The organism is Sphingobacterium sp. B16(2022) (assembly GCF_012030425.1).
Lineage (GTDB): Bacteria > Bacteroidota > Bacteroidia > Sphingobacteriales > Sphingobacteriaceae > Sphingobacterium > Sphingobacterium anhuiense.
On record NZ_JAAUVN010000003.1, the window covers coordinates 605,057 to 629,953 of the forward strand.

11 protein-coding genes and 1 tRNA gene are annotated in these 24,897 nt (G+C 38.5%); 3 read left to right on the forward strand and 9 right to left on the reverse strand.

The features are described 5' to 3' along the window. The first annotated feature begins 263 nt into the window (after positions 1-263). Positions 264-4,310 (forward strand): hybrid sensor histidine kinase/response regulator transcription factor, encoded by a 4,047-nt coding sequence (locus HCX49_RS17005; protein WP_168127717.1) that lies wholly within the window; start codon positions 264-266, stop codon positions 4,308-4,310. A 152-nt stretch (positions 4,311-4,462) separates the two neighbouring features. On the opposite strand, the gene HCX49_RS17010 is transcribed toward HCX49_RS17005, so the two are convergent. The 6 genes from HCX49_RS17010 to HCX49_RS17035 all read right to left on the reverse strand — a co-directional run bounded on the left by HCX49_RS17010 (position 4,463) and on the right by HCX49_RS17035 (position 14,705). Then, entirely contained in the window at positions 4,463-6,217 is a 1,755-nt protein-coding gene (locus HCX49_RS17010) for a family 16 glycosylhydrolase (RefSeq protein WP_168127718.1), read from the reverse strand. Between the two features lie 153 nt (positions 6,218-6,370). Beyond that, positions 6,371-8,368: a RagB/SusD family nutrient uptake outer membrane protein gene (locus HCX49_RS17015; protein ID WP_132769645.1), complete on the reverse strand. Its 1,998-nt coding sequence runs from the start codon at positions 8,366-8,368 to the stop codon at positions 6,371-6,373. A gap of 12 nt (positions 8,369-8,380) precedes the next feature. Further along, a complete protein-coding gene (locus HCX49_RS17020; protein WP_168127719.1) occupies positions 8,381-11,587 on the reverse strand; it encodes a SusC/RagA family TonB-linked outer membrane protein in 3,207 nt (1,068 codons plus the stop codon). A 257-nt stretch (positions 11,588-11,844) separates the two neighbouring features. Continuing rightward, on the reverse strand, positions 11,845-13,218 hold the full coding sequence (locus HCX49_RS17025) for a sensor histidine kinase (protein WP_021192012.1): 1,374 nt from the start codon (positions 13,216-13,218) through the stop codon (positions 11,845-11,847). Beyond that, positions 13,208-13,888: a response regulator transcription factor gene (locus tag HCX49_RS17030; protein WP_021192013.1), complete on the reverse strand. Its 681-nt coding sequence runs from the start codon at positions 13,886-13,888 to the stop codon at positions 13,208-13,210. Before HCX49_RS17030 ends, HCX49_RS17025 begins: the two co-directional genes overlap by 11 nt. A gap of 160 nt (positions 13,889-14,048) precedes the next feature. After that, complete coding sequence (locus HCX49_RS17035; protein ID WP_132769649.1) at positions 14,049-14,705, reverse strand: Pr6Pr family membrane protein; 657 nt, start codon at positions 14,703-14,705, stop codon at positions 14,049-14,051. A 288-nt stretch (positions 14,706-14,993) separates the two neighbouring features. On the opposite strand from HCX49_RS17035, the gene HCX49_RS17040 reads away from it, so the two are divergent. After that, positions 14,994-15,068 (forward strand) — tRNA-Val (locus HCX49_RS17040). Positions 15,069-15,125: 57 nt separating this feature from the next. Here the strand turns inward: HCX49_RS17040 and HCX49_RS17045 are convergent. The 3 genes from HCX49_RS17045 to HCX49_RS17055 form a co-directional block, all read right to left on the reverse strand. After that, positions 15,126-16,304: an acyloxyacyl hydrolase gene (locus tag HCX49_RS17045; RefSeq protein ID WP_168127720.1), complete on the reverse strand. Its 1,179-nt coding sequence runs from the start codon at positions 16,302-16,304 to the stop codon at positions 15,126-15,128. Positions 16,305-16,592: 288 nt separating this feature from the next. Further along, positions 16,593-18,041 (reverse strand): SusD/RagB family nutrient-binding outer membrane lipoprotein, encoded by a 1,449-nt coding sequence (locus tag HCX49_RS17050; RefSeq protein ID WP_132769652.1) that lies wholly within the window; start codon positions 18,039-18,041, stop codon positions 16,593-16,595. Positions 18,042-18,055: 14 nt separating this feature from the next. Continuing rightward, a complete protein-coding gene (locus tag HCX49_RS17055) occupies positions 18,056-21,322 on the reverse strand; it encodes a SusC/RagA family TonB-linked outer membrane protein (protein WP_237682834.1) in 3,267 nt (1,088 codons plus the stop codon). A 441-nt stretch (positions 21,323-21,763) separates the two neighbouring features. Here HCX49_RS17055 and HCX49_RS17060 point away from each other — a divergent pair, with 441 nt between their 5' ends. Continuing rightward, positions 21,764-24,895, forward strand: a complete 3,132-nt coding sequence (locus HCX49_RS17060) for a SusC/RagA family TonB-linked outer membrane protein (protein WP_237682835.1) — start codon at positions 21,764-21,766, stop codon at positions 24,893-24,895. The last annotated feature ends 2 nt before the right edge of the window (positions 24,896-24,897 follow it).

Here is a 24,897-nt window from a genome sequence, read left to right on the forward strand (position 1 = left end):
TGATCTGTTAGCTTGATAAATGTAAAGCAAACAGTTATTATTTATTAAACATTCTATATCTTTAAAAAATCACCGGTTTTAAAGATAAAATATGTGTCCAAACGAGGTACCGTTTAGCGTATAATGTCTATCTATAAATTTATGATATTTAAAAATATTTGATATTTAAAAATCTGACAACAAGGGAAATAGCAGCATTTTTTTGGTAAATAAAAAGCCATTTTTAAACAAGGTAAATGCTGTTGAATGGAAAAATCACAACAATGAACAGTCATAAATTTCATCAACTAATAATTTCAATACTGATTCTATTGTATTATACACGACCGTGGAGTGCAGTAAGCCAAATTACGAATTCGAACATCAATCAACAAATATCGAACAGTTCGGTTAAATCAATCTTTCAAGATAGCCAAGGCTACATGTGGTTTGGCACATTTGATGGATTAAACCGTTACGATGGTTACGAAATCAAAGCATATCGCAATCAGCTGAATCAGACCAATAGTCTTCCCCACAATTATATTTATTGCATTGTAGAAGATCAATTAAAAAAATTATGGATCGGAACAGGACAAGGCGTTGCTATTTATGACCGAAATTTTGATACCTTTTCCCTTCTGTCTTTCTTAGACTTTGACAATCCTGAAAAAAAATATATCATGAATGTCGACACAAAGACGATTCAAGTCGACAAAAAAAACAATGTTTATATTGGGACAAACGGATTAGGACTATTACTCAAAGAAAATAACCGGGATAATGCCATCCGTATTCCATTAAAATTTGACAAAGAAAGATCAGTAGTGGATTACTCAGTTCCTGTTATTCATATTGATAAAAAAAATCAAATCTGGGTATTTATTAGTGACAGAGGTTTATATCGATTCGATATTCAAAATCAAGAATTACAACTTATCAATCATGATATTCTAGAAGCAACAAGTATGACCAGTAATCAAACTGGTGATATTTTTATTGCAAACTATCACGGTGTATACATTTTTCATAACGCATCTCGAAAAATATCAAAAGTATTTCAAAAAAATTTAAGTTCGGATCAGGTCAATCAACTAACCCTAGTCAATGACGATCAGCTATGGGTTTCTACGCAAGACAATGGCATATCCATCATCGATTTAAAAAACGATAATGTGCGCTACCTGAATCAGTCTTCCTTAGCTCCCAATGCTTTAACGAGCAATGCGATCTATACAACCTATGTAGGAAAAGACAACAAAAAATGGATTGGAACTGCTAAGGGAGGTATCCATTTGATTGATGATCAGCAACTGAATTTCCAATCACAGCAGGATAAATCATTACAAAACAATACTAACTATCCAAAATTTGTACGCTCCTTTGCTCAAGTTGATCCATCCACACTTTGGATAGGCACAGAAGGAAATGGATTGTATATATGGAACCGTTCCACAAACCTATTTCGATCTATAAAAAAAGGGGATCAGAACTTAACGGACAATGTTATTAATAATATTTTAGCAGATCGTAACGGTAACATCTGGTCTGCAACCGACAATGGGATTGTCCTATATGAGCAACATGGTAAGTCTAAAACCTACACGTGTATTGCCGATAATGGACTGATCAATAGTAGCGTACAGATTCTATTAGAAGATGCTGCAGGAAATATTTGGGCAACTACTTTTTCAAATGGATACCTCTACAAATATAACCCGATCACAGATCGATTCGAGCAATTCAATGATTCCTTAATCGATCTGAACTGCTTAACCGAAGATAAATCAGGAAGTCTTTGGGCTGGAAATTATAACACATTAATAAAGATTAATAAACAATCGCAAGCTTTTGAAACTTATCACATTGGAAAACCCGTCCGTTCAATCTATATCGACAGCAAAGGTCGTATGTGGATCGGAACCGAGGGTCGTGGACTAATTGAATTTGATCCAAACAGCAAAAAAATAAAAGTTAATTATTTCCAGAGCAATGGACTCTCGAACAATTCTGTTTTAAATATCTTAGAAGATCGGAAAGGAAATTTATGGTTGAGTACTTTTAATGGTCTGTCTAGATTTAATACAACTACAAAATCATTCACAAATTACGATAAAACAGATGGTCTGCTGAATAATGAATTTTCGTATAGTGCCGCTCATAAACTAAGTGACGGACAACTCATCTTTGGCGGTATCAATGGATTTGACTTATTCGATCCAGACAAGATCCAAGCCAGAAAACATATACCATCACTGGCATTGACTACCATCAAAATTAATAATATTAAACTGAATGACTCCACTCATCAGGTTCAACTCAATGATAAACATCAAATTTCCCAAATAACCTTACCCTATGGATCATCAATATCCATTGACTATGTTGCCCTAGAGTTCGCCTCCCCCAACAAGATCAAGTACAGGTATATGCTCGAAGGTTGGGATAAAAATTGGAATGATGCAGGAGTCTCCCGTTCCATTAATTATAATAATCTATACGAAGGAAAGTATACATTACTGATCAATTCAACAGATACTGAAGGCAAGTGGACAAAAAATATTGTACCGCTAACGATCCGTATATTACCACCCTGGTACCGTACCTGGTGGTCTTACCTGATTTATTTATCAGGGATAGCATGTGCCTTTTATTACTACAATCGCTATCGAAACAAACAAACGGCACTCCAATACCAGGTTGAAGTTTCGCAATTGCATGTCATCAAGGAACGTGAAATTTATGAAAAAAGGCAAGCCTTTTTCACGAACATATCACATGAATTCAGGACTCCACTTACTTTAATTATTAATCCTATAACAGACCTGTTGCAAAGCGATGAAAATAACCGGAATTCAACCACATTACAAGTGGTACACCGTAATGCCAAACGCCTTTTAAGTCTTGTCGATCAATTATTGATTTTTAGAAAAGCGGAGGAACAGGGTGAGAAACTTCACATTAGCCAATTTAACTTACACCACTTTGCAGAAGAGATCTATTTCTATTTCTCTGCACAAGCAAAATTACAGCATATTGATTATCAATTTTCTGCAGATCATGATGACATTATCATCCAAGCAGATAAAGAAAAAATAGAGATTGTACTTTGTAATTTAATCTCCAATGCCTTTAAGTTTACTCCAGAACACGGTCAAATTACTTTTACTATAAACTGCCATCCAAAATATATACAAATATTGATCAAAGACTCCGGCATTGGAATTCCGGATCATATCGGCGATAAGATTTTTGAAAAATTTTATTCGGACAACCGCAATGGAACAAAAAAACAGACCGGATTTGGAATTGGCATGTATTTGACCCGAACTTTTATAGCGATGCACAAAGGACATATTTCCTATCAAAGCTCGCAGGACCAAGGAACTGTTTTCGAGCTCAAGCTTCCCTTACTAAACGAAAACTATCAACGGGACCATTCATCCAATCCAAATAGTAATTATACCTCAACGTTAATGGAAACATGGATCTCTTCACCAACAGAAACAACAAACTCGTCTAATAAGCTTCATTCTGTTAGTCCAAAAGTAGGTTTATTAGTCGTTGATGATGATGATCAACTACGAGATTATTTGGTTAAGCTTTTTGAAAATGATTATATGGTCTATCATGAAGCAAACGGCATCGATGCATTATCTACCATTAAAAGTAAGCAACCCGAGGTTGTTATCAGCGATGTAATGATGGATGGTATGAACGGTATAGAGCTCTGTCAAGCCATAAAATCCAATCCATTATCCAGTCATATTCAAGTTATCTTACTCACCAATAGTGCTTCTTCAAGCACTAAGCTAGAGGGGATCCGGTTTGGTGCAGATGATTATATGAGCAAACCATTTGATGCGGCTGTATTGCGTGCCAGAGTCAATACGCTAGTCAAAAATCGTCAGCATCTACAAGAGTTTTTCTTCAATGCAATTACCCTTCAGTCCAACACATTAAAAATAACCGACAAAGACAAAGATTTCATTGAAAAGTGTATTCGCATCATCGAGGAGAATTTATTAGAAGATTTGAACGTCACCTCCCTATCTGCAAAAATTGGTATGAGCCATTCCAATTTATATAAAAAGATAAAAGCCATATCCGGACAAACAATAAATGAATTTATCCGATCGGTCAGGCTCAAAAAAGCTGCAGAAATATTAATCAATACGGACGCAAAAATTAATGAAGCTGCTGATATGGCTGGATTTTACGACATCAAATATTTTCGTGAACAGTTCAAAAAGCTATTTGGATCAAATCCTTCAGATTATGTAAAAAAATATCGAAAAGCATTTCAAAACAGATATCGAATGCCCGATTAGACGATTAAATTACAGTACCCATTAAGGTAGAAAAATCTGTTTCAAATTGTTTATAGCACATTTAAAACAGATTTTTGATGCACCTTAAAGGTAGATTGATTTATACCAATGTTAAAAACCTTAAAGCAATGAGATTAACGAATGTCCAAATTTCATTTAAATACATCAAGCTTCCATTGATCTTTCCATGAGACGGTTACCGTACCATTCTTAAGGTCAATCGGGAGCCAGATGTAGCGACTATCCAACAAATTTTTAGGCTTCCAACGGTCCGCCATAAAAATAAAGGCGTCCTTCTTTCCCCCAACAGGTAAAACAAAAGTAGATTGCGCGTCAAAGGTAATTTGCGCGTCGGGGCCACGCATCGGATCTCCTAAAGAAGTCCAGGGTCCAAAAAGATCATCTGCAACATGCAATTCCGCCTTATTGGGTGCCCAACCTGTACAACCGCTTGTAAACAAATAATATTTTTTATTGTATTTAAACAATGCAGGAGCTTCGCGATGATTTCTAAACAATAATTTATCCGATGCTGTAGGAGCCAAATAATCAAGAGTCAACTTTGATAATCTCAATTCGTAATTCTCATCTGAAGAATAGATGTGATATGCAACATCATCATCATCCACAAAAAGTCCCATATCCCTCGACATATGACCATTAGGTCTAAAGCTGTCTACCAGCTTAAAAGGACCTGTGGGAGAATCACTAATTGCAACCGCAGCCCGCGCCGCGGCATAACCTTGACCTTTCAACTCGAGATGAAACCACATCACAAATTTCTTAGTCCTTTTATTGTATATGACCTTTGGTCGCTCTATGATACAACCCCAAGCAATATCACTCTCCTTATCATCTGACGGAGAAAAGGCCAATTTCTCAAAAGTCCAGTTATAGAGATCCTTAGAAGAATAAACATTGACACCCTGTGATTCAGTTCCCCCTCTTTTCTCACCATACCAATAATAAGTGCCACTATGATGAACAATTCCACCACCATGTGCATTTATGTGATTGCCTTTATTATCCTGCCAAAGCTCGCCAGGTACAAATTTTACTTTTTTTTGCTGTTTATCACTCTTTTGATATACCCTGACATAATCAATCTCATATTTGGCCGGCAACAGATTTTCATCAACTTCTCCTCCGTTGATACCGCCTAAAGCTAAATTAAGTAAGATATAATGTGGCTGTTTAAAAGGATTAAATCCTGTACCATCACGGTTTGTCAATTTATCCAGCTTCACTTTATTCATCAGTATATCATCCACATACAAAGCAATCTCATGTTCATCCCAGTACATGCTCCAAACATGAAATTGTTTGGCCCATTCTATTCCCCCTAAATTTGAAAGCGCTTTTTTCTGACTATGCCAGTTCGCCTGCCATCTTTTATCCGTCCCAGAAGCAATATTTGCTAAGATATTACCCTTATAGTATTCCATAATATCTATTTCCCCGTTCGAGGGCCATTCTTTTTCGATTCCTAGCGTCCAAAATGCAGGCCACAATCCGTTACCCACCGGAATACGGGCCCGCATTTCAAAGATGCCGTACTTCCAGCTATGCTTGTCAGATGTATTAATCGATGCAGACGTATAGCGGATATCTGATCGCGAAAGCGCCCAATGTGGAGTGTCCGGTTTATAAGTAGGATTAGGTTTAATCTCTCGTCTAGCTTCAATAGTCAATATACCGTCTTTACAGGATACATTTTCTTTCTGATACCATTGGTCTTCCTGGTTACGCATGAACCCCTCCTCAAATCTCCAATTTTGATCATTTACAGAACCCTTTTGATCAAAATCATCAGACCAGACCAATGTATATCCTTCCTTAGAAACATGTTGTGCACTTACCTGTATAGCAAGATGCAATAGAAAAATCAAGTAGTATAGTTTTTTCATGAATAAAATACGTTATTTATTAAAATCCTTTTAAGTCTCTTTCTCCTTAGATCGCGCTTTGCATAAAAGATCCCCCATCTCATATTATCATGGAGGGGGATACTAGGCAAAAAAAACAATTCTTTAATTGATGTCGACAAGTAGGTTAACCTATCAATAGCCTGTTGCCCCATTTCCGGCAACCAAAGGCCATCCTGGATTCTGGTAAATAACAGCATTTTCAATACTTCCGTCTACCGAAGTAAGTTGAAAATGCTCTATGGCTACAGGAGATAGGTAATGCGCCATTGCAAATTTAATTCCAGCATATGACAACGCATTACTGCGGACTTCCAAAGGACGCAGATAAATACTTAAAGCCGGATCGGAGACAACAGATTGATCACTCGAAGCACCATATTTCAACTGCGCCGCCGTATACCATTCCTTCATTGGCCCCCAGAGTTTAAACCCTTCATAATGATCGGGAGTCGTAATTAACTGATCCATTGCTCTCCAGCGTTTTAGATCCATCAATCGCAAACCCTCGGCCATCAGTTCGTTTCTTCGCTCCCTGCGGATATTATATAAGGTCGGTGAAACAAAATTTCCAGCAGAATAAACGCCCCAGTCTTTCTTTTCCAAACTCATATTTGTTGCCGCAATAGTTGCATTAAAATCAGGATCCACCTTTGCCCGCGTTCTGATTGCTCGCCAATAAGCCTCCGCTTTTCCATCCAGATTACCATTTTTTTCATAAGAAGCCTCAATATAATTTAAATAAGCTTCCGAAGCTCTAAACGTAATACTTCCGGTATATCCGCCATTATTATTTGTCTGTAGACCATCATAGGAGATACCTTTACGGATGGTGTATCCTGTTGTATAACGACGTTCCCAATCTGTTTCCCATATACTGGGATACGGTTCCACCAAAGTATAGTGTGTACCTGCGCCAACATTGATCAGCACGTTTTTCTGTCCCGGTTCTTTCAAAAACAACTGCAATCGACCATCACGGTCTTTGCGCACATTTGCAATGTAATCATCCCCATGATATCCGCTGCCGGAAGCATATACCGGAAGTCCATTTTTCATTAAGAAACTCTCGACCATACTACGCGTTAAGCCAACCGCATAATTACTTCGCTGTTGATACACAGGAACATTATGGGTAACCAGACTTTGATTATACTGGCGCCATAACAACACTTCACTATAGTTGGACATATCAACCGCTCCAAACATGCTGAAATAAGGATTTTCATTATTGGCCGATTCGATGATCCCCGTATTATTGACCAGAGCAACCGCATCTGCAACCGCGGCGGCAGCAGTCATGGATGCTGACAAGAAAAAGTCAATTTCCCCATCAATACTTCCAGAAGGAAACGTATAACTTTTCAAATAATCTTTCGATTCCCCTGGCCAACCCGCACCCTTAGGTACAAAAGCAGTTCCTTTAAAATATTTCAACCAGGTACCTTCATATAAACCAACGCGCGATTTTAAAAGCTGTGCAACATGTTGTGATATCCTCTGTTTCTTTCCATCGGGAGAATTTGTCTTCAATAAAGTTATTGCCGAATCCAGATCAGACAGAATAAAACGTGCTACTTCATTTCGAGGCGCTCGTTTACTCGCTTCTATTAATATATTTTTATCCTTATCGGACATGACATTTTTAATGATCGGAAAATCACCCAATGCCTGCAGTTTTGTAAAATAAACATAAGCTCTCAAAAAATAGGCCTCTCCTATATAATGCTCCACATTAGATGCATTACCCAGTAATTTCTTTTCCTTCCATTTTGGCACCACGGTGTTGATAAAATAATTCATCTGGTAAATATTTGAAAAGTTCCAGTCACCGCCTTCAGCTCCAACACGCCATTGACCTGGAATAAAGCGGTTATCTAAATTTGGCATGGCCATGTTGTCCGTATTACCATCAATTCCAAATGTTCCAAATGACCACGTCCCGTGCGAAGGAAACACCTCCGTATAACGTGCAATGGTATAAGCCGCTAATTGCGATTCTTCCGTCAGGTAAACTTCTGGGATGATTTGGGAAGGTGGATTAATATCCAAATATTTATTACAAGAAGAAAGACCGACCGCAGTTATCAATCCCAATTGAAATATATTAAAAATTTTATGCTTGAATTTCATGATGAATTATTTTTAAAAGGTTACACTTAAGCCCGCTGACCATACTTTTGTTAAAGGATACACAGTACCGTTACTGCCTCCGTCAATGGTTTCAGGATCGAACATCCCCGCCACCTTCGATCCCGTCCAGACGTTTTCTCCTGCGATATACACACGTAAACGTTCGACACCAATACGATTGGTCGTCGCTTTAGGAATCGTATATCCCAATTGCACATTTTTTATTCGGATATAGGAAGCATTTTGTAGGTAGCGACTTTGTATTTCTTGATTTTTAGAGGTACCAAAAGTCGGACGAGCATAGTATCCATCCAAGTTTTCACCAAGTACATTATCTGCTGTACGGAAATAATCTAAATGATCCACCAAACCTGTAGACCACCATTTACTATTTGTCGCTCCCCAGAAATAATAGCCTCCTTGCCATACATCACGTTTCATGACACCTTGAAAGAAAATACTGAAATCAAAATTCTTATACTCCGCATTTAGATTTAAACCAAAAGTATACCTTGGTGTGTTATTTCCGATGACGCTCAAATCCCCTGAATTTCCTTCCGTACTAGCTCCTTTATCAATTTTACCATCACCATTTATATCTTTGTACATCACATCACCTGCGGCCCATTGTGTACCGATAGCGCTCTGACCTCCATTGGGAAGCGATGCCAAATGACGATCCATTTCCTCTTGTGATTTTGCTATCCCCAGCGTCTGCAAACCCCAGATATCACCCCATCTTTGGTTTGTACGGTATTTATTTAATACACCAATCTCATTTGGATATCGTGTTATTGTTGTTACGTTATCCGAAATCAAAAACTTAGCACCATAACTTAATCCGCCTTTTGTCCGATCATTCCAACCAATAGTTGCTTCAAAACCCTGTGTTTTCAAGTCCGTATTATTGGTCTCTGGTACTTGAGTACCCAATGTAACAGGTAACTGCGGAGCTGGGCCTACCATATCGTAGGTTCTACGATCAAATACTTCAAATGAACCTGAAAGTTTGTTATTTAGTGCGGCAAAGTCAACACCAATATTGGTGGTGTTAATAGACTCCCATGTCAATAGCGCACTGACTAATCCCGGAGCCGAAGCTGTGTTAGGACGTGCATTATTGATTAACCAACCGCCATTGTTTGTTCCCGTAGGTTGCACCACATAAGTTGGATACCATATTTCTGTATTCTGATTACCCAATTCTCCATACGAAGCTCTGAACTTAAACATATTGATATAGGGTAACGCCTCTTCAAAAAAGGTCTCTTTTGCCACATTCCAACCAGCAGAAACAGAAGGAAACCATCCCCATCTACTATCACTTCTGAATCGAGAAGATCCATCATAGCGCAAATTTGCTTCGAAAAGATATTTATCCCTAAAATCATAATTTAATCGACCAAAAAAACCTGCCGAAGCCCATTTTTGGTATTCCCCAGAAACCGATGGTACTACAGGATTGCCACTGATATCTGTTCCTGAAGCAATATTAATAACCGGTTGATCCGGTAGGATAATTCCATCCCTTTGCACGCCTAAATTACGGAAAGCAGTTTGTTCCGCTTGAAATCCGACCATCCCTTTAAAATGATGATCGCCCATGCGCTTATCATACTCTGAGTAAATATTAATATTGTAGTAATTCTCCTTCAATCCAAATTCGTAGACATTCGACGTATTTTTATATAAATAAGGATTACCATTTACATCATGATTATACAGTTTTTGAGAATCCCAATGACGAAATTGTGTTGTCGTACGATAATTGAGATTAGCAATCGTTTTCCAACCTTTTAAAGGCTCCAATGTTAATTGCAATTGCTGATAAATGTAATCTTTGGTTGAATTATCCACCCCGCCCTCTTTCATAACCAAAGCAGGGGAAGGCGAACTATAGAGAAATCCATTCGGGTCGTATAACGGGAGCGTGGGCCATCCTTGACGACCTAAATCATCATAAAAACTATTGGTCAGTGCGGCAGGTCGTTCATAATCCTCTCTTACCAATCGCGCATTATAGCCAATTTGAAAAATGTCGGATACTTTTGAGTTTATTTTTGCCGAAATCGCATACCGATCATAATGATCTGTATTGAAGGCCATCAAACCCTGCTGTTTCATAAAATTTCCTGACAGATAATACGTAGTTTTATCCGATCCTCCGTTCAGGCTTAAGTTATGCTCATGTGAAAAGGCTTGATCCCGATACATCGCTTTAAACCAATCTACATTATCATTACCGTATGCATACCCATCTGCCCAATATTGCGAATTGTCCGGAGATACAATAATTGAATTTTTATTTGATCCGTTTTGATAATCTAAAATGCGCTTCAGGTATTCCTCAGAAAAATGAGGCGTACCATTTCCATTTACTTCCGCCTGATTGAAATATTGGGCAAACGTATAAGAATCCATCATCTTAGGCATTAATGTCGGTTTATTAATTCTCAGACTATTGTTATAATTAACAGAAGTCTTTCCAACTTTTCCCGATTTTGTTGTAACTAGGATAACACCAAATGCGGCTCTAGAACCATAGATAGAAGCAGCTCCAGCATCTTTAAGTACAGATACACTTTCGATATCCTGAGGGTTGAGAGCTGCTAATGAGCCTTCTGATCCATCGATCAAAACTAAAGGTGAAGAAGAAGAAGTTCCTATCGTCCCTACACCACGAATATTTATCGCTGGATTAGATTCCAGACTTCCACCATTTTGCGAAATATTTAATCCAGGAGCAAGACCTTGCAAAGCTTGAATCGCATTTCTCACTGGTCTATTTTCCAATTGCTTCGCATCAACAACAGCAACCGACCCTGTTAGATTTGTTTTTTTCTGTGTTCCAAATCCAACAACAACAACTTCATCCAAAAGGTCTCCCTCAGACTCCTTTAATGTCACATTTAAAGTATAAATACCATTCTTTGAATCGGTGATATCCTGAAGAACAACACGTTGTTTTTCATAACCAATAAAGGTAAATATAACAGCATTGGCACCCGTTGTATTTAAACTGTATTGACCATTAGCATCCGTTTGTGTTTTTAATGAAGATCCTTCGGCAGAAACCGTCACTCCGGGTAAAATACCCGCTGCATTAGTAACTATACCCTGGATCTTGGTGATTTGTCCGGAGGCATAATTAAAGCCTAACAAAAGAAAAAAAAAGATAAAAAACCCTTTTCCTTTCCAAAAAAGTACATTTCCTTTCATAATTATAATTGGTTCGTTTTAAACAATCCAATATTAGGAAACAGAGCTAATTAAAGAGAGGGGCTAATTCGTAATTTTTGAGGGTGTAATTAGTTTAAACAAAAATACATATCTTAAGCTCCTTAAAACCAATAAATTAAAAAACAACAGATAATGAAGGAAAATTACTTTTCCCTATCTATTTTCATGCTGATGAAACCAACATGAAAACAAAATTTTTAAAATAAATTCCTCTTAAGGGCACAAAAATAGAAAAATTACTTAGGGATATAGACGCTAACAGATGTCCCCTTATTTTCAATCGAGGAAACCGAAAGTATGGCATGATGCAATTCAAAAATATGCTTGGCCAGTACTAATCCTAATCCGTTTCCATAGATTGCACCCACATTGGAGGCCCTATAAAAAGAATCAAAAATATGCGGCTGATCGTGTAATGGGATACCGATACCATGATCCGCAATTTTGACTACCACAAGATTTTCATGACAGACCAGTGAAATCGTGACCATTTTTTTATCCCCGTACTTACAGGCATTAGAAACAATATTACTGAAAGCAATATAAAAGAGATCCGGATTTACAAAGATATTCATCTCACTGCTATCCTCAGGAATATGCGAGAAATCCAGAAAGATCTCACAGTCCGGGTTCATGCTTTTTTCACTCTTCTGCACATCATATAAGAGTTCATCGATCCGGATCCACTGTTTGCTTTCGATCTTACCCTCAAATCCGGTGCGTGACAAGAGCAAAAGATTATTGATGATGAGATTCATCTTTGAAGCATGTTTAACAATTGCCTCGACCGAGTAATACGCTTCATGATTTTTATCCAGATGATGCAAGGCCAGTTCTGCTTCCCCACCAATAATCGTTAAAGGCGTACGTAACGAGTGGGATGCATTGCCGATAAAGCTCTGCTGTGATTTGACCGAAATATCCAGTCGTTTCATCATCGCGTTGAAATTGGAAATCAATATTCCGATTTCATCATCATCATTCGAATAGTTATTTTTAACCCGTTTGTTCAGATTGGATATATCCACCTGAGTCAATTCCTTATTGATAGCTTTGATAGGTGCAAGCAGTCTATTCGCGAAATAAAAAGACAGCAGAACAACCAAGATAATGGCTAATGCCCCACCTGAAATCAAAGTATGATCCAGTATTTGTTGTTCATCATGTCCATACTCATCAACTCCAGCAGAAATAACCAATAGGTTTTCCTTGTGTAAAGAATCGACAAAAAATAGGGCTACATAGGAGGTTTTATTATGCAGAAACTGCGCTTTTCCGTTCACAATAGCTTCTTCATAGAAGGCATCGGGTAAAGGGAGATCGGGTTTATAGCGGAGATCGGTATGCCCTTTAACAATCCGCAACAGATAATCTTTACCTTCAGAAAGCTGACGTAGATATTTTCGGGTTACTTCGTAATACACCTTATTATTATACGCATCATTCTGTATGATATGATTACCAACAATAGTGGCATTTTCTTCCAGCCGGTGATAGAATTTGGTCTGCAGACTGTCCTTCGTAAAATAAGAAACATATAGGGCGAAGGATACAATATAGGCGATCGAGATCGCTGAAAAAAGGACAATGACCTTAGTTCTAATTTTCATTTCTCAGTATATAGCCCATACCGATAACAGTATGGATAAGTTTCTTTTCTGTAGGATAATCTATTTTTTTTCGCAGGTAGTTGACATAAACATCCACCACATTGGTACTCATATTAAAATCCATACCCCATACTTCTTCCAAAATATCAACCCGGGATAAAATCTTATTTTTATTGACCATTAGATATTCCAGTAATCGGTATTCAGTAGCCGTCAGAATTACGGATTTACCTCCACGTTGCACATTCTTACTGTCTCTATCCATGACGAGATTATCAATAGTAATGGTGTTACTGGTCGTGGTCTGCTGTCTGGCCTTTCGAGACTGCCGATTGATTCGCGCACGAAGTTCGTCCAGTTTAAAAGGTTTGGTCAGATAATCATCAGCATCACGATTAAATGCTTCAACAATATCTTCCGTCTGATTTAGTGCACTTAATATCAAGATCGGCACATCTTTATTCGTCTTCCGGATATTTCTACAGATCTCCAACCCGTTCATCCCCGGAAGCATCACATCCAAAATAATCAAGTCATATTGGTTAAGACCCGCCATTTTTAATCCCGTAAATCCGTCCATAGCGACACTGATCGAATGGTTTTCTCCTTTCAATCCCCTTTCAATCAACGAAATTACAGATGGCTCATCTTCAACAAGTAGTATTTCCAATTCTTTTTTATTTTAATGTAAAACAGTCACAAGTGACATACTTTCTAACCCATTAACTTTTTAACCATCTCACAACTTACAAAAATAGGCAATTTCTTCGAAGCAATCGGCTCTAATCTAGTTACTACCTACTATCGTCTAAACACTATTATCTCAATACTTAATAAAGTGTATTATTATTTTCCCTTGCACGGCTAATCCATGCGAGCAGTTGACAAAGAACGACAAAGAATATTGTTAAACCGCATACGTAGGTCATAACCCCCGCTGTACCTCCGGCAGTTGCAGGATCTAAAAACGGATAAGGGTACCAACCCTTTATCGAAGCTCGGATAAACGTGTAGATGACCCACAAAAACGGGAATATCAATAAATAAAAAGCTTTGCCGGATGTAATCGGTTTTCGTGAAGGCCATAACAACCACCAGACAGTAATAAAAAATGGACCAAATTCATGCAGAATAAAATTGCTCCAGCTAAAATGGTCTGGGTCAAGTTGCGTGTTACGAAGCAGAACGGCAAATACAATCCCGGTTACCATCATATAAAGAACTGCTCCCGCGCGAAGATACCTGAACCATTCACCAAGTTGCCTATTTCTAAAAATTGCCACCGCGGCAATCAGGTAAGTAACCATCGCAATAAAATTACTCTGGATTGTAAAATAACTGAATCTGTTCCAGCCATAACCAGGAGATGTCGGATCCACATTCCAGGCGGTCCAAGGTTCAATAGAATCCAAGGTAAAGATAGCCATTATGATTAATACTACCGCATTAAGTCCTTTCACATTCTGAGGTAAAGCCGTTTGTTTCATAGTTTCTCAAATGTCAATTCTCTCAAAAATAATTAAAAAACTTTTAATATAGTGACCGAGTAATCTTATATCGTCTAAATACTATTAAATAACCCGGCAACAAAAGTTCTAATCGACTAACTTTCTAACCTTCTACCATCTAACTACTAATTACTAGCATCTAAATACTAAAATCTAACTGCTTTTAAGTAACTAACTTTTATTTTACAAATAAAATTGCTTTATTTGCACCAGTTCATTCAGGCACAGGGAAGCAAACCCGTTTCTATGACCTACCGGAACAACAATGGAGGCTTAGCTCAGCTGGTTTAGAGCACTACCTCGACAAGGTAGGGGTCACTGGTTCGAACCCAGTAGTCTCCACAAAAAAGAGCATCTGAATTCAGATGCTCTTTTTTATGATGTATTTTTATAATAATGCTACTTTTTCTTTTTTAACTGCAATCCGTACCCCATAGTCCATTCGATAAAGTCCGCTTTTCCGGCATGGGCTTTAATAGAAACACCTGTAAAAATATCGCGATAAACTTTGTACCGAACCCCGGCTCTCAGATAGATCGGGCTACTCTCACCATTAAATTTATTACGGTGTAAATAAGCTCCAACATTACCATTAAGATATAATCTTGAATTCAGAACGTGATCAATGTAAAATGCCGGTCCGTAAGAAAATAACGCAGAAAATGACCCCGCTTTATTGCCTGCAACTTGTTTATCGTTACCGCTAGCTGAATAGAAAGCATCCATTCCGGCACCGATACGCCATTTATAACCCAAATGTTTACTATAATAAGCGCCAAGTGTTGATTTAAAGTATTGCTTATCATTTTCACGATCGATCTGCTTAAATCCAAAAGCATAATTAAAGTGGAGTTCCTGCTTATTTTCCATTGGCGGAACTGTCGATTTTCTAAAGTCAAAAGGTTTGCTTGAAGGGTTATATGCCACAGAAAGACTGAGCGGTAATAAGTTTATTCCTGTATTGGGCAATGCCAGGGCACCATTGCTGAAATGATGAAAAGCAATTCCTGCTCCAAGTTGGAATTTTTGACTCAACCGGTAATTTGCCTGTACCCCAAGATCGATGTAAACATTATTCTTACTGCCAATAATCAGATTTAAAGGATTATCCTCTTCGTTATAAGGATTGAACCGCCCAGAAAGTCCCAGACCAATTCGGTAATTAAAATTCCATTTGCTATCTACTTTTGGTGAAATAGGAATGGCAACAAAGCCATAGACTGCAAAAGGTTTACCAAGATGCTCCTGTCCAAAAGTACTGCTATACACTCCAATACCATAGATCGGGTAATTGTATAGTTCATTGTACACACTCGTGACAGAGTCACGGTACTGACTCTGAAAGCCAACGCGGAAATTAATACCACTGTAATACGAATCTGCAAGCGTTTCCTTTGTACGTTCATTCATCTTCAATTCACCGCCACTTTCATGTTCAAGCTGAAAGATCAATCGAGGTTTTCCAGAGCCAACTGATTTACTGGAATCCAAGGAGCTGGAAATGCGGGGACTGACCTGCGCCGTTAAGGCAAAGGAACTAAATGTGAGCGTGATAAAAATCAGAATTCGTACGATCATTAAAGGGATGTTAATTTAAATAAAGATTAATTTGTTTGCAAAAGTAGCAACTCCTAAACCAATTGCAAACACTATACACAAAATTTCAGCTTATCGCTTGCATGGGAACAGGTGTATCAATCACTTTCTCACCTTCCGAATAGTCATATAGTGAATGAGTAATCTAAAAGTCTAAAGCTGAATTTCTAATCTTCTCACAATCTAACCTTCCATCCATCACAAAAAATGAGCCGATTACGTGATGTAATCGGCTCATAAAATAAAACGATATGATATTGCTCTAAAAAACTATTTTTCCCACCATACTTTCGTGTGGTAAGTATCTCCCCCCATTTGCGCAACAGCCTTTGCATAATGATCTGGGTTAAACCTTCTGACCTCATTTTTATACATAAAACGCGATGGCATTACCCCATCATGAAACATATAAGGTGTTTTAGGCAGTTTTGGAAAACCCGTGCGACGATATTCAAACCATTGCTGATAATCCACCATAAATAAACTCAGGTATTTCTGCATCATAATGCGTTCCTGAGTACCATCAAATTTTGCGGATTCATTCTCAAAATAAGTTGCCGGCATAACACCACCATATTGTTCTATCGAAGCTTTTACACCTTTCTCGTACGCCGTTTTAGCTTCATTTGTCAATCCTAATGCTAAGTAAGTTTCTGCTTTGATAAATTCAACCTCAGCATAAGGCATGATCAGTTCTTTAACAGGAGTACCCACCGCTTCTGGATATACTAAATCTCCATTCGGTGTGCTCGGATTGAAGTTATAGGCAGAAAGATCGCCGGAATGCCCTGCCGGGATTCCACGATAGCCTATGCTCTCCACTTTACCATCTACTAAACGTGTCGCTTCTTTCATGATAAAGGGACGGCGAGGATCATTCAAAGCATTCAGATTGTCTACAAAAAATTCAGCCATTGCCGTAAAATTCACGTAATCCTGTCTTCTTCCCCAAGCATAATCATAAGGTGCTAAGCCCGTCACCTGTACCACCGCTGCTTCTGCATTCGATTGAAAAATCGGATAATCCGTCGGGTTATCTAAAATTGTCTTTATTTTTGAATAAGCATCCATACGTTTCGACTGACGTAAATAATAACGTAGTAGTAACGAATTATTAAATTTACGCCATAGCTTTTTATCATTCTTATACAGGATATCTTCCCCATTCATGACAGATTCACCCTGATAAAGCTTGTTCGCCTCTTCCAATCCCTTTACCATATCCGCATAAATCTGTTCCTGCGTATCAAACTTAGGTTTCGTTACGCCACTTTCAGCCTGCAGACCTTCAGACAAAGGAACGTCTCCAAAGCTATCGGTTAAAATACCTACGATATAGGCTTTCAAAGTCTTAGCAACAGCCTGATAAGCTTCATTATTACTTTTCAACGCAGCCGCTTCCATTTCGCGGATATTACGCAGATAAGCATAGCTTGTATTCCAAGTGCCATCGCCCGACTGTTCTGTAAAATAGTAGCGGTGGATGCCATTCGCAGCGCTGGGATTGGCCAAACCTGTTTGCATAATTTCCCAGGTAAAGTCATTACTTCGTACTGTAAAATAGGTACTCATCCCATATACTGTGGGTGTAATTAAAGAACCGGGTGTCACCTGTTCAATTTTATTGGGATCTGTATTTAATTCATCAAAATTTTTGGTACAGCTTACAAGACTAGTAAGTCCAGCTAAAAATGCGATACCGATATATTTTTTATTCATCTCTAAATTCCTCCTTAAAAGCTCACTCTCAAATTAACACCATATGTTTTTGTGCTCGGCATTTGTCCCATTTCCACTCCCGGCATAATCGTAGCACCGTTTAATGCGGCAGTCTCCGGATCGAACATCGGGAAATTGCTGATCATAAATAAATCTCTCCCGAAAAAGGCGATAGAAGCACTATTCACTTTCCAGCGGGATATTAAATTTTTAGGTAAAGCGACTTCAAAACGTACTTCACGAAGTTTTAAATAAGAAGCATTAAAACTATTCGTCTCGACATTCGCACGACGGTAATAATCACCATACCAGGTATTGATAGGCACTTCTTTTGTATTTGGGCTGAAAGTTCCGTCAGCATTGGCAATCACACCTTCACCAGCGATCATTCCTGTCTCTCGTCCCTTCAACGTGTTGGTCAGTTTACCCTGTTCAGACATTTTATGGTGCGTTTGGGAATATACTATACCCCCATATTGTCCATCAATCAAAGCACTTAGGCTGATGTTTTTATATCGGAATTCATTGCTGAATCCACCCCTCCAATCGGCATAGGCATTTCCTATCTTCACCTTATCCGATGGTCGAACAGGAAGTCCTGATTTTCCATCAATCAGAACCTGTCCAGCATCATTTCTTACCAGGCCATATCCCCACAGATCACCCGTAGATCCACCAACCGTTGCAATAATCTGTGCAGCGCCAGACCCACTAGAAGCAATAATCTGCTGCGGTGTATCTACTCCCTCACTTAATTCTAAGATTTTGTTATCATTCTTAGACCAGGTCAAGGTCGTATTCCATTGGAAGTTTTGATTTTTAACCGGTGTACCCGTTAAACTGATTTCAAGACCTTGATTTCGGATTAAACCACCATTAATGATGGCAGAACTGTATCCCGTTGTCAGATCTAAAGGCACCGTTAAGATCTGGTTCTTAGAGCGGTTGTAATAAAAATTGATATCAGCCGTCAATCTATTGTTCAGGAATGCAACATTCAATCCAGCCTCCGTAGAAGTCGAAATTTCGGGCTTCAGTTCCGCATTATGTAATTTTGAAGGAGCTTCTGCTGACCCTGGGAAAATAGAACTTGAGTAATATTTACTCGTTTGATAAGGATCTGCATCATTACCAACCTGTGCCCAAGATAGACGCAATTTGGCAAAAGAAATCGCCTTTGGTAAAGTCATCAGATCACTTAAGACAAAACTACTGCTAACCGAAGGATAGAAGTAAGAGCGGTTTTCCGCAGGTAATGTTGAAGACCAGTCATTGCGAGCGGTAACATCCACATAAATTTTATCCTGCCATGATAAATTCACCAAACCAAACATACTTTGAATCTCTCTGCGTGTTAAATTGTTTCCATCGGCCAAACCATTGGTCAGGGCATTACTCAATTTATATATTCCTGGTATATTTAGACCCCGAGCTATCCCTGCAGCTTCTTTGATATTCCGCTTCATCAAGTTACCACCCATTGTAGCACGGATCTTAAAGTCTGGTGTAAGTTGATCGTTATACGTCAATAAGGCGTCAGTATTCGACTCTAAATAGAAGATATCCTGCTGTTTATAGTAGCCCTTAGGGAAATTTGCTGTATCCCAAGGACGGCGTTGCTCGCGCAGGTTAGAGTTCATATTCATACCAGAACGTACCATCAATTCCCATTTCGGATTGAACGTATATACACCTTGTACCATTCCATCAAAACCATTGCTATTTAGGCTATTGGTCATTTCATTGGCGATAACAAATGGATTTTCAATATAGGAACTGAAAGGATGGATCTGTTTAATATTCTCCTGACCTTTTTGCCACATCGGGCGGTACCAATCCAAATCAATACTTGGATTTTGAAAGATCATAAAGTAGGAAATCGACTGATTATTATACCCCGTTGCAGGCAGATTATCACTCGTCTTATTCGTGTAATTAGCTTTTAAATTTAATTTCAATTTATCACTAATTTGAGCACTTGTATTGAACGATGCTACCAGACGTTCAAAGCCTGTGTTCGGCATGATCCAATTATTTTTGGTATGTGTGATGGAACCGCGGGCCGAATATTTATCATTTCCGCCATCCAATGCCACACTGTTCATATAAGTCGCACCGGTTTTAAAAAAACCTTTTACACCATCTTTATAAGGTACCCAAGGAGTACGTGTAGCACCCTGACCTTCAACAGCCGGATCATATTGGTAAAACAGCTGTCCATCAAATTTAGGTCCCCAGGCACTGGAAGTGCCTCCCGTACTCGCGCCATCTTCACTGAGCCCGTACGAATAGTAAAGCTCTCCAGCAGCATTACGGTTTAGGTTTCCCTGACCATATTCATACTGCAAGTCGGGCATTTTCAATATATCCTGAAAACTTGTATTTGAATTAACCGTAACGCCCATTCCCTTAGCATTCCGCTTACCCGATTTTGTCGTAATGATCAATGCACCATTACCTGCTCTGCTTCCATATAATGCAGTCGCAGCTGCACCCTTTAGCACGGAGATCGACTCAATATCATCCGGGTTGATATCACCAAGCCCATTCCCAAAATCGACCGGTACATCCTTATCTGCACCACTCGATCCAGCTCCGTAAGCATCCGTTACGCCAGAACTAAAGCGACCATTTACCATAGGCACACCATCAACAACAATCAAGGCCTCATTTTTCGTCGGATCTAAGGATTGATCACCGCGAAGTGTAATTCTAGCTGTATTCAAAGGACCTGAACTCGCTTGTGTAATATTAAGACCCGCAACTTTGCCTTTCATCGCATCCACCCAATTGCTGGATGCCGCATCGGTCATCTGCTTACTGCTGATGGTACTAACTGCATAACCTAGTGATTTTGCTTCTCTTTTAATTCCCAGAGCCGTCACGACAACTTCAGAAATTGCAACGTCTGAAGATTCTAAAGCAATGACAACTTGCTGTGCATTGGACGTAAAAGTGCGCTTTACCGGCTGGTATCCCACACTTTTAAAAGTTACCTGTTGATTCGGTAGGGCCTTAATTTCAAATTTACCTTGTGCATCTGTTGTTCCTAGAGCTTTACCTTCCACCAAAACCGTAACTCCCACAATAGGAACATTTGTTTTTGTATCGACAACACGTCCTGAAACGATTATACCTTGTTGTTTGATAGCTAAGGTTTCCTGCTTAGAAAAAAAATTGTTGTTCGCTTCAGCAGTCGTCATTCCTAATCCTGCGATCAATAGCAAAGAGGTAGCTTTAGATACAGGATACCGATAAAATTTAATTCTTCTATTTTTCATTCTTCATAAGTCTTCAAAACACAGCAAGCAATTGCAGGGTTGTTTAAAACTGTTGCAATACTACGCATGTAAGATCAATTATGGGTTAAGGCTGTGTTAACATAACATTATGTTTAAGCTTCCATAAAAATGAAGCACGCTAATGACGGATATATTAGGAGATATCACCTCGTTATACAATAGCACAAAAAACTTCTTAAGTAGTTAAGTAGCTGAATTTAGTCGCAATTTCTTTTTGTTAATACAAGATCACAAAGAGCAAATAGAATAAATTTATTTACGTTAGATGTCTTTTATAATCTGTAATTGTAAATACTTAACGAAGCATTTTACGCAATCGATTGTCTCTTTTCAACTCTTTTGTTTTAATTTTTTTTGGTGTATTTTGGACACCTATGATGACAAATCATAATATAAACCACACTCACTAATTAAAACATTATGATAAAAAAGATTACTAAACCTTTTTTTGTAACTAACTTTTATCCCATTACATCTGCCCTCATGTTGGCTTTGACTATGCCAAATCATGTACATGCAAGTAATACAGATAAAATTATTGTACAACTTCAACTCAACCAGCAACAAGCTGTCTCTGGCTCAGTATCCTCCAGTTCCGGCCCCCTTAATGGTGTCACAATTACTGTCAAGGAAAATCCCACAATCGCAACTTCAACTGATAAAAAAGGACAATTTTCAATAAAAGCCAATTCAGGACAAACCTTAATTTTTTCTTTAGTTGGATTTGAAAAATTAGAACGTGTTATCACATCTGGAAACATGTCTATACAGCTTACCGAATCCAATGAAACGTTGAATGAAGTTGTAGTGGTTGGTTTTGGAACACAGAAAAAAGTCAACCTAACTGGAGCAGTACAAGCAATCAGCAGTAAAGATCTACAAGATCGTCCGGTAACCAATGTATCAACGGCCTTACAAGGTAAATTTGCAGGAGTAACCATCATTCAAAATTCAGGTCAACCCGGGAAAGACGGTGGAACGATTCGTATCCGTGGACTGGGTACCACCAACAATGCCAACCCTTTAGTTTTGGTAGATGGTGTGGAGAGCTCCATGAACAACATCAATCCCAATGATATTGAAAACATCTCTGTCCTTAAAGATGGCCCTAGTGCTGCCATTTATGGATCTAAAGCCGCCAATGGGGTTGTTTTGATCACGACAAAAAAAGGGAAAATGGGCGATCCGCAATTAACCTATACCGGTTATGCTGGCTGGCAAGATCCGACACGCTTACCTAAATACATGCGATCATACGATCATGCTGTTATCTTGAATGAAGCCTTGGCGAATCAAAAGTTAGCACTACGATTTTCAGAAGCAGACTTAGAAGGATTCAAAAATAAATCTAATCCCGATAAATACCCCGATACCGATTGGTTAGATTTATTATATTCTGGAAGCGGTCTACAGCAGTCACACAATCTGCAGTATTCTGGTGCTACCGAAAAGGTAAATTACATGGCTTCTTTGGGTTTCATGGATCAGAAAGGTGTTATTGATGTCGCTAAATCAGACCGTTATAACTTTAGAACAAATCTAGGAGCTAAAATTACATCAAAGCTTTCGATGAATTTAGGTTTATCCTACAACTATCAACGGATCAATGAACCTGTAAATCCATATACAGGAGATATGGCTCAAATTTTTAGGCAGGCCAATCGGATACCTTCTTTCATTCCCTATAAATACTCCAATGGATATTATGGCTATTACGGTGATGGAAATCCCATTGCCTGGTTAGATATGAAATCAACTGATGCCATGATCTATAAACATGCCAACATCAATGTATCCGCTGAGTATCAAATCGTAGAAGGACTGAAATTTAAGCAGGTCGTGAGTTTCCAGCCTAGAGATAATATGTCCTCAAAATTTGTAAAGGAAATTCAATTCTATGATAACACCACAGGTTTACCAAGTCAAAAACAAGGTGTAAATAACTTAACGGTTTATAACAATCAAGAAGAATTATTAACGCTTCAATCCTTACTAACCTATGACAAGACTTTTGGTAAGCATCAACTTAATGTCTTAGGTGGTTTTATGGACGAAACAAGACGTGCCGATTTTTCGAGTGCATATCGTCAGAATTTTTTAGGAACTGAATTACAAGAATTAGTTCTAGGAGACCCTTCTGGACAAGTGGCAAATGGTGGAGCTAAAAAATTGATTTTAAGATCCTATTTTGGTCGTGTAAATTATGTATTTGCTGATAAGTATTTATTTGAAGCCAATGTGAGACGAGATGGCTCATCCAGATTTGTCAGTAGCAATCAGTGGAACACATTCCCATCATTCTCTGCAGGATGGCGAATAGCACAGGAAAATTTCTTTCAGAATTCAGGTTTAGCAAATTCCATATCTGAATTAAAACTTAGAGGTGGATGGGGTATCTTAGGTAATCAAACTTTAACTGGCGTAGGTGAAAACGCTTATCCTACCAATGACGAGTGGTATCCAGGTATTTACACCATAAACTCTGGCTTTAACTATGCATTTGGCAATGCCTTATCGTCTGGAGGTGCCGTTTCTGTTGCCGCAAATCCAGCTTTGCTTTGGGAAAGATCAGTAAGTTCTAACATCGGTTTAGATTTAAACTTTAAAAACAACTGGAGTTTTGTAATCGATTATTTCAATCGCACGACCGATCGTTTGTATACAACTTTACCTATACCAATTCAATTTGGACTTCCTTCTCCGACTCAAAATGCAGGAAAAGTTAGAAATAGAGGTTTAGAAGTTCAAGCAAATTATGCTAATAGAGCTGGAGAGTTTAAATTTGACATTGGTGCAAATGCATCTTACATTAAGAATGAGATCCTAGAGTGGAAATCAGATGCCGCAGAGCCACATTCTACATTTTATGTCCGCGATCGTGGTTTACCACTTCGTTCATTTTATGGTTATGAGACATTGGGCATTTACCGTTCCGATGAAGAGTATATTAATTCCAAAGTTACAGGTGTCACAGGAGATGTTGGCGCTGGAGATTTAATCTATAAAGATCAAAACGGTGATGGTAAAATCGATGGTAATGACCGTGTTTATCTAGGCTCCCCTGATCCAAAATTCATTTTCGGCCTTACAACTAATTTCTCATACAAAAATTTTGATCTTAATATGTTTTGGCAAGGCGCTGCTGATGTAAAAGGATACCTCTGGGGTGAAGCCTTAGGTAGCATTACCGGTTCGGATAAACCAACAGAAATTTATGCCGACCGTTTCCATATTGTCAATAATCCAAATGGTTCTATGCCTCGAGCGTTAACCTCTTGGAGTCAAAATTCAGCATCTACTAATCCTTCCGATTTTTGGGTTCAAAATGCAAGCTATGTCCGCTTAAAAAATATCACATTAGGATACAATATACCACAAAGTGTATTGAACAAAATTGGTATCAAAGGAGCGAAAGTATACTACAGTGGTCAAAACTTATTGACAATTACAGGATTTGCCAACGGATTTGATCCAGAAGCACCAGCAGATTCAAGAGGAAATTATTACCCACAGGTAAAGACCAATATTTTTGGTTTGAATGTTAACTTTTAAAA